The sequence below is a fragment of the Skermanella sp. genome (assembly GCF_059503625.1).
This window is the reverse complement of sequence record NZ_JCACHA010000949.1, coordinates 1-6,826: the sequence shown is the minus strand read 5'-3', so window position 1 is coordinate 6,826 and position 6,826 is coordinate 1. Positions and strand designations below refer to the sequence as shown.

7 protein-coding genes are annotated in these 6,826 nt (G+C 65.9%); 5 read left to right on the top strand and 2 right to left on the bottom strand.

All coding sequences use genetic code 11. From position 1 onward, the window contains the following. Positions 1-346: 346 nt before the first annotated feature. Positions 347-1,174: a class I SAM-dependent methyltransferase gene (locus AC5JJ6_RS34670; RefSeq protein ID WP_496046404.1), complete on the bottom strand. Its 828-nt coding sequence runs from the start codon at positions 1,172-1,174 to the stop codon at positions 347-349. Between the two features lie 191 nt (positions 1,175-1,365). Here AC5JJ6_RS34670 and AC5JJ6_RS34665 point away from each other — a divergent pair, with 191 nt between their 5' ends. Beyond that, positions 1,366-3,384: a BTAD domain-containing putative transcriptional regulator gene (locus AC5JJ6_RS34665; RefSeq protein ID WP_496046403.1), complete on the top strand. Its 2,019-nt coding sequence runs from the start codon at positions 1,366-1,368 to the stop codon at positions 3,382-3,384. A gap of 177 nt (positions 3,385-3,561) precedes the next feature. Here AC5JJ6_RS34665 and AC5JJ6_RS34660 read toward each other — a convergent pair whose 3' ends face one another. Further along, positions 3,562-4,257: a winged helix-turn-helix transcriptional regulator gene (locus AC5JJ6_RS34660; RefSeq protein ID WP_496046402.1), complete on the bottom strand. Its 696-nt coding sequence runs from the start codon at positions 4,255-4,257 to the stop codon at positions 3,562-3,564. Between the two features lie 76 nt (positions 4,258-4,333). Between AC5JJ6_RS34660 and AC5JJ6_RS34655 the strand changes: the two genes are divergently transcribed. Genes AC5JJ6_RS34655 through AC5JJ6_RS34640 form a run of 4 tightly spaced genes read left to right on the top strand, consistent with a single transcriptional unit; the run spans position 4,334 to position 6,810 of the window. Continuing rightward, entirely contained in the window at positions 4,334-4,768 is a 435-nt protein-coding gene (locus AC5JJ6_RS34655; RefSeq protein WP_496046401.1) for a VOC family protein, read from the top strand. A gap of 31 nt (positions 4,769-4,799) precedes the next feature. Next, positions 4,800-5,150 carry a DUF1428 domain-containing protein gene (locus AC5JJ6_RS34650; RefSeq protein ID WP_496046400.1) on the top strand — a complete coding sequence of 117 codons (351 nt, stop codon included), beginning with the start codon at positions 4,800-4,802 and terminating at the stop codon, positions 5,148-5,150. Between the two features lie 33 nt (positions 5,151-5,183). Beyond that, the gene (locus AC5JJ6_RS34645; RefSeq protein ID WP_496046399.1) at positions 5,184-5,669 is read left to right on the top strand and encodes a VOC family protein; all 486 of its coding nucleotides are present in this window, start codon (positions 5,184-5,186) and stop codon (positions 5,667-5,669) included. 55 nt (positions 5,670-5,724) lie between these two features. Next, positions 5,725-6,810 carry an MFS transporter gene (locus AC5JJ6_RS34640; RefSeq protein ID WP_496046398.1) on the top strand — a complete coding sequence of 362 codons (1,086 nt, stop codon included), beginning with the start codon at positions 5,725-5,727 and terminating at the stop codon, positions 6,808-6,810. Positions 6,811-6,826 lie beyond the last annotated feature (16 nt).

Below are 6,826 nucleotides of genomic sequence, written 5' to 3'. Positions count from 1 at the left end.
TCGGTGATCTTGGTGGTGCTCATGTTACCTCATCATCATAACTGGTGCGGCGGCCTGTTGTCCGTCATGGACGGCAAGCGGCACCCTGGTGTCTGCTGAAATGTAGGGGTGCCCAGTGCCAATGGTCAAGCAGCGGGGCGTTTGACGACGACGCATGTGTGGATTGCGGGGCTAAAGTGACTCCCGTCACTGTGAAACTTCCACCTGAAGCGGCAATCATGTGACATCCGCGATCCACCGTTAGCGCTTATGGAAACCGACGCGGACATGGAAAGCCTCCGGTGGTTTCAAGCGGGCCCTTCGCTCAACCGCGCCGGATGGCTTTCCGTTCCCCAAGCCTGAGCGACTATCGGCGGATGCCTGTTGTAACCACGTAGGTACGCGGCACATGGATGCCCTGACCTTCGCGGAACCGTTCATGGAACGCGACGAAATCCCGCTTCAGCGCCGCTCGCCGGTCGTCGTCCAGGCTGGCGGCCAGCATGCGGGTCGGGCCATAGCCGGTGACGAAGGTGTTCCACGCCGCCTCGCCGCCGGTCTCGACATAGTGGCTGGTCTCCGTCACGATCGTTAGGTCGAACGCCTCGCCCAGCAATGCTTCCAGCCGCTCACGCCGGCCCCAGTCGAACGGCGATACCGCCGGCGGTGCCGCCATGTACGGGCGCATCACGCCGAACATTTCGGCAATGGTGCCGTCGGGCGTCCAGGTGGCAAGGGCCAGCCTGCCGCCGGGCTTGCAGACGCGGGCGAGTTCGGCGGCCGCCGCCTCCGGGCGGCTGACGAACATCACGCCGAACGTCGAGACCACGGCGTCGAAGCTGGCATCCGCCACGGGCAGCGCCTCCGCATCGCCCAAGCGGTAGTCGATGGCGAGGCTGCCGGATAGTTCGCGCGCCGCGTCGAGCAGGCCGGCGGCGATGTCCATCGCGGTGACATCCGCGCCGCGCCGGGCACAGGCCCGCGCCGTGATTCCGGTACCGGTCGCAACGTCCAGGATGCGTTCGCCCGGATGGGGGTTCAGCCGGGCGACGGTCGTGTCGATACCGTCGTAAACGCCGCGAATGATCTCCTCATAGTCCCGCCCACCCGAACTCCACACCGATGCCGCGCGCTCGTTGTGCGGCTGGATGTCGGGCAGGGTGCTGATCTGTCCAGTGCCGATCTGATCGTCCATAACGCTCTCCTCGCTCGAAGAAAGATCCGGTTCTTGCCGGTTTCCGCCGAAGGATCGCCGGGGACCGTCAACCCGGCGTCGGCCGGCGCGTCATCGACACGTCAAAACGCCGTCCCTCTCTTTCGGAGTTACCTCCCTCAGGCCGAAGGGCGTCTGACAACCGATGCCGGCACTGCTATGATCCGCGTGCCATGCACCCTTCTCTTCGGCGCGAGATGAATGGACCGATGCTTCGCGTGCTGGGCGGCTTCAAACTTGCCCGCGCGGACGGGCAGGTGCTGGAATTGCCGGGCCGCAAGGCGCGGATGCTTCTGTCCTTCGTCGCATTGAACGCTCCCCGGCCCGTGTCCCGCGAGCGATTGGCGGGCCTGTTGTGGGGCGATGGCGGCGACCGGCAAGCGCTGCACTCCCTCCGTCAATGCCTGCTGGAGCTGCGCCGCCTCGGTGAGAGGGCAGGGGGCGAGCTGCTCCGTTCGGACAGGGAGTCGGTGGCGCTCGGCCTTCCGGCCGGATGCGTGGACGCCTTGGCGGTCCAGCGTCTGACGCAAGAGGCTACACCCGGCAGCCTTCGGGCCGCTGCCGATATATGCTCAGGCATATTGCTGCCGGGGGCGGAAGCCGGTCTGGAGGATTTCGACACGTGGCTTGCCGGGGAACGAGCCCGTTTCGCCCGGATCGCTGCCGGCGTCTTTTCCTGCCTGACGGCGTCGTGCGAGGCGCAAGGCGACTGGGGTGGTGTCGGTTCGGCCGCCGAGCGCTGGCTGGTCCTCGATCCTGCCTGCGAGGAGGCGCATCGCGCCTTGATGCGCGCCTGCATCGCCACCGGGCGGCGCTCCGACGCCGTCCGCCAATATCGGGATTGCGCGGAGGCCCTCCGCCGCCACCTCGACGCGGAGCCGGAGGCGGAAACCAAGGCTCTTTTGCGCCGCATCCGCAATAGCGACAATGCCGTGCTCCAAGCTTCCGTATCCGTCGCAACGCTTGGAGACGCGCAGGAGCCGGAAGGCAGGATCATGCCCGTCAAGCCGTCGCTGGCCGTGCTGCCTTTCGCCACCCTGGGCGGGCCGGCCGAGGGCGGCGGCTTCGCCGACGCCCTGGCGCTCGACATCCTGTTCCGGTTGTCCCGGCTGCGCTCGCTGTTCGTGATTTCTCACGGCTCGTCCTTCCGCTTCCGGGATGCGTTCGCCGATCCCCACACTATCGGACGCGCGCTCGGCGTCCGCTACCTGGTGACCGGCACTGTCCGCATCCACGGCGGGCGGCTTAGGCTGACGGTGGAACTGGTGGAGACCGAAACCGGGGCCATCGTGTGGAGCGATGTCCTGGACAGGCGGCTGGACGATGTCTTCGCGATCCAGGACGAACTGACTGCCCGCGTCGCCGCCTCGCTGGAGGCCGAGATCGAGACGGCGGAGATCCGGCGCGCCCTGGTGCGGGACCCTGCTTCGCTCGACGCCTGGGGCGCCTATCATCGCGGTCTGTGGCACATGTTCCGCTTCACCCGCGACGACAACGAGACGGCGCGCGGATTCTTCCGGCAGGCGGTCAGGCTCGATCCGTTCTGTGCCCGGGCCCATGCCGGCCTGTCATTCACCCACTTCCAGGACGCTTTTCTCCACCGCACCGCCGATCACGCCGTCGAAACGGACCGCGCCTACCGCTTCGCCGAGCAAAGCGTCGCCCTGGACCAGCGGGATCCGACGGCTCACTGGGTCCTGGGACGGGCGCTGTGGCTTCTGAAGCGGCAGGACGACGCGGTCGAGGAACTGAACATCGCGGTCGATCTCAACCCCAACTTCGCGCTCGGCCACTACACGATCGCCTTCGTCCAGGCGCAGGGCGGCGACACCGCCACGGCGCTCCGCGCCGTCGATCTGGCGCAGAGGCTGAGCCCGATCGATCCGCTGCTGTTCGGCATGCTGGGCGTGAGGGCGCTGGCGTGCCTCAACCTGGGGGAATACGCTCAGGCGGCGGTGTGGGGCGAACGCGCCGCCGGCCGCCCCAACGCCCATGTCCATATCCACGCCATCGCCGCCTTCTGCGACGCGCTGGCGGACCGGCGGGACGAAGCGCGGGCCTATGCCGACAGGATCAGGCAGACGGCCCCGTCCTACCGGTGCGCCGACTTCCTCCTGGCGTTCCGGACGCTGCGGCCATCGGTGGCCGATCTCATCCGCCGCACCGGTCCCGGCATCGGCATTCCGCCATGAGTGGCCTTATACCAAAGGCCGATGAAGCTGACCGCTAACGACGCTCGTGGCGTAGGTCGGGTAAAGCGAAGCGGCACCCGACAAGCAGGCGCGTCTATGTCGGCTGCCGCTTCGCTCTAGACCGACCTACACGGCGAAAGCAATTTCACAGGGCTATCTCTTAGGCGCTTGGTATTATTACGCCCCGGCTTTCGGCGGCAGCGGAAACAGGGTGACGAACCGCTCGGCCAGAGCACGGTCGCCGGAAATCCGCAGCACGCCGGCTGCCTCCAGGGCGTCCAGCGGCTGGCCGCCATAGATCGCCCCGGCGATGACGCGGGGCTCTCCCTCGAAGATCACATCGGTGCCGGCAGGATCCCCCCGCGCGATCTCGATTTCGCCGCCGGCCAGATGGCCGACGAACGTTTCTTCGCCGAGGATCAGCCCGATGCTGGCGTCAATGCCAGCCGACCGCACCGGATCGAGCATTGTGCGCAGCGACAGCAGCAGGGACGCGGCGCTGAACGGCAGCGTCGGGTCATGGGACGGCGAGCGCGCCGCCCAGCGGCCGAGCGCCTGGAAGATCGGCTCGCTCTCGTAGCCCCAGGGAGTCAGCTCGTAGACCTGCGCCGAAGCGGGCGGCGGCAGCTTTCGCTTAGTCAGGACGCCGGCCGCCTCCAGCCCCTCCAGCCGCTGTGTCAGGACATTGGCGCTGATGCCGGGAAGGCTGGCGCGCAGGTCGCCGAACCGCTTCGGCCCCATCATCAATTCACGCATCACCAGCAGCGCCCAGCGTTCCCCGATGAGGTCGAGCGCGTGTGCTGCGGCGCAGGCGTCGTCATAGGTGCGGTGCTGCCGGGTTTCCAGCCGTTGAGTTATTTTTTCTAACTTCATAGTTCACTTTAATAACAGAACCGTGCATGATGGTCAAACAATCAACTGACAACCAGCCAACCGGGAGGACGACCCAATGTCCAGGCTGATCTTCGTCAACCTGCCCGTCGCCGATCTGGCCCGCTCCAACGCTTTCTACGAAGCGATAGGCGCACGCAAGAACGAGCAGTTCAGCGATCACACCGCGACCTGCATGGTGTTTTCGGAAACCATCAGCGTGATGCTGCTGACCCACGACAAGTTCCGCCAGTTCACGCCCAAGGCGATCGCCGACGCCAAGACGACCAGCGAAGTGCTGATCTGCCTTTCAGCCGACAGCCGTGAGGTGGTCGACGATATGACGAACAGGGCGGTTTCGGCGGGCGGCACCGCCGATCCCGGTCCGAAGCAGGATTACGGCTTCATGTACGGCCGCAGTTTCGAGGACCCGGACGGCCACATCTGGGAAATCATGTGGATGGACGTCGCCGCCGCTGCCGAAGCGATGGGCGGCGGGGCCGCCGGAGCGTAAGTAAAAACCAAGACCTTGAGGGAGAAATGCCATGAGCTACATCGACGGGTTCGTCGTTCCGGTGCCGACCCACAAGAAAGCGGAATACCGGGAAATGTGCGCCAGGGCCGCCGAGGTATTCAAGGAGCATGGCGCCATCAAGCTGGTCGAGTGCTGGGGAGACGACGTGCCCGACGGCAAGGTCACCGACTTCAAGGGCGCCGTGAAGGCCGAAGCGGGCGAGACGGTGGTCTTCTCGTGGATCGTCTGGCCGTCGAAGGCGGTCCGCGACGCGGGCCATCCGGAGGTCGTGAAAGATCCCCGCATGCAGTTCGGCGCCGACATGCCCTTCGATGGCAAGCGGATGATCTACGGCGGCTTCGACGTCCTGTTCGAAGGCTGACCCCTCGTTCCCCCTGAGATGGAGAAAATGAGAATGGCGAAAGTCACCCCCTGGCTGTGGTTCGCCCACGAGGCTCTCGAAGCGGCCGAATTCTATGTCTCGATCCTGCCCGACTCCCGGATCGACCGCGTGGTCGATTACCCGACCGATACTCCCGGCGGACCGGCCGGCAGCGTGGCGGTAGTCGAGTTCACGCTTGCGGGCCAGCGCATGGCGGCGCTGAACGGCGGCATGCGTCAGGAGTTCGGCCACGCCATCTCGCTCGCCTACGAGTGCGAGGATCAGGTCGAATTGGACCGTGTCTGGGACGCTCTTCTGGCAGGCGGCGTCGAGGAACAGTGCGGCTGGCTGCGGGATCGCTACGGCGTCGCGTGGCAGATCATGCCGAGCGGGATAGGCGCCATGCTGGGCGACCCTGACCGGACCCGTGCCGCCCGGGCCATGCAGGCGGTGATGGGCATGGTCAAGCTGGATATCGCGGCTCTGAAGCGAGCCTTTGACGGCGCCGATTCCGCATGAGTATTGCTGCGACCCGGTGGAGAGCCCGGTGGAGAGATCGTATGGACGCCGATGAATGGAGTTGAAGCATCAAGCGTTCTTCCAGTCCCTCTTCATATCGAGGCTGGCCGATCAGATCCTTCTGTTCCTGGTCCCGCTCGTGATCTTTCAGATCACCGGAAGCGTCGGCTGGTCCGGCGTGGCGTTCTTCCTCGAAACTCTGCCCCGGTATGTCGCGTTTCCGATCTGCGGCGCCCTGTGCGACCGGATATCGCCCTTGAGGCTCCTGCACGCCAGTCAGGTGTGCAGGGCGGTCGCCTGCTTCGCCGGGATGGCGGCCTATGCCGTGCAGGGCGGTATCTTCTGGCTGATCGCCATTTCGGCGGTCTGCGGCGTGCTGACGTCCCAGGGGCTCATGGCGCGCGAAGTCATGCTGCCGCAGGTCTTCAGCGGCCAGCGGTTCGAAAAGGTGCTGTCCTATACCCAGATCGCCGACCAGTTGGGCATGGTGCTCGGACCGCTGGCCGCCGGTTTCCTGCTCGGCATCTGGCCGTGGGAATACGTCGTCCTGCTCGCGGCGGCACTTTTCCTGGCCGCCGATGCCGCCGTCATCCTGTGGGAACGTGCGGTCCGGCCGCAACTGGCGGAACCGGAGGCGGCTGGCGGACATTGGGCGGCGCCGCTCGCAACGGCCGCCCGGCATATCGTCCGGCTCCCCGGCCTGATCGACGTGGTCGTCCTTGCCGCCGCCGTCAACCTGATCATCGGCGTGACGCTCGCGACATCCGCCGCCATGGTCACGGGAGTCCACGGCCAGACCGAGTTCTTCTACGCCGTCCTCCAGGCGGCCGGCGCCGTCGCCACCGTCGTCATCCTGTTCGGAATAGCGCATACGACCTTGCCGCTCGGCGCCCTCGGCTCGGTCTCCTTTACGATGATCTTCCTGGGAGCCGTCATGACCGGAGCGGGGACGGGACCGTTCCTCTACGCGGCCGGCTTCGTCCTGGTCGTCGGCTTCGACAAGATGTTCAACGTCTATATCCGGAGCCTCCGCCAAAGGATCATTCCCCGGCAGGACTATGGCAAGACCACCGGCCTGATCGTCATGCTGAACAACCTGTCGCGTAATTGCTCACGGTATTGGCTGGTTATGAGCAGTTAGGCGACGGTGAAGGATC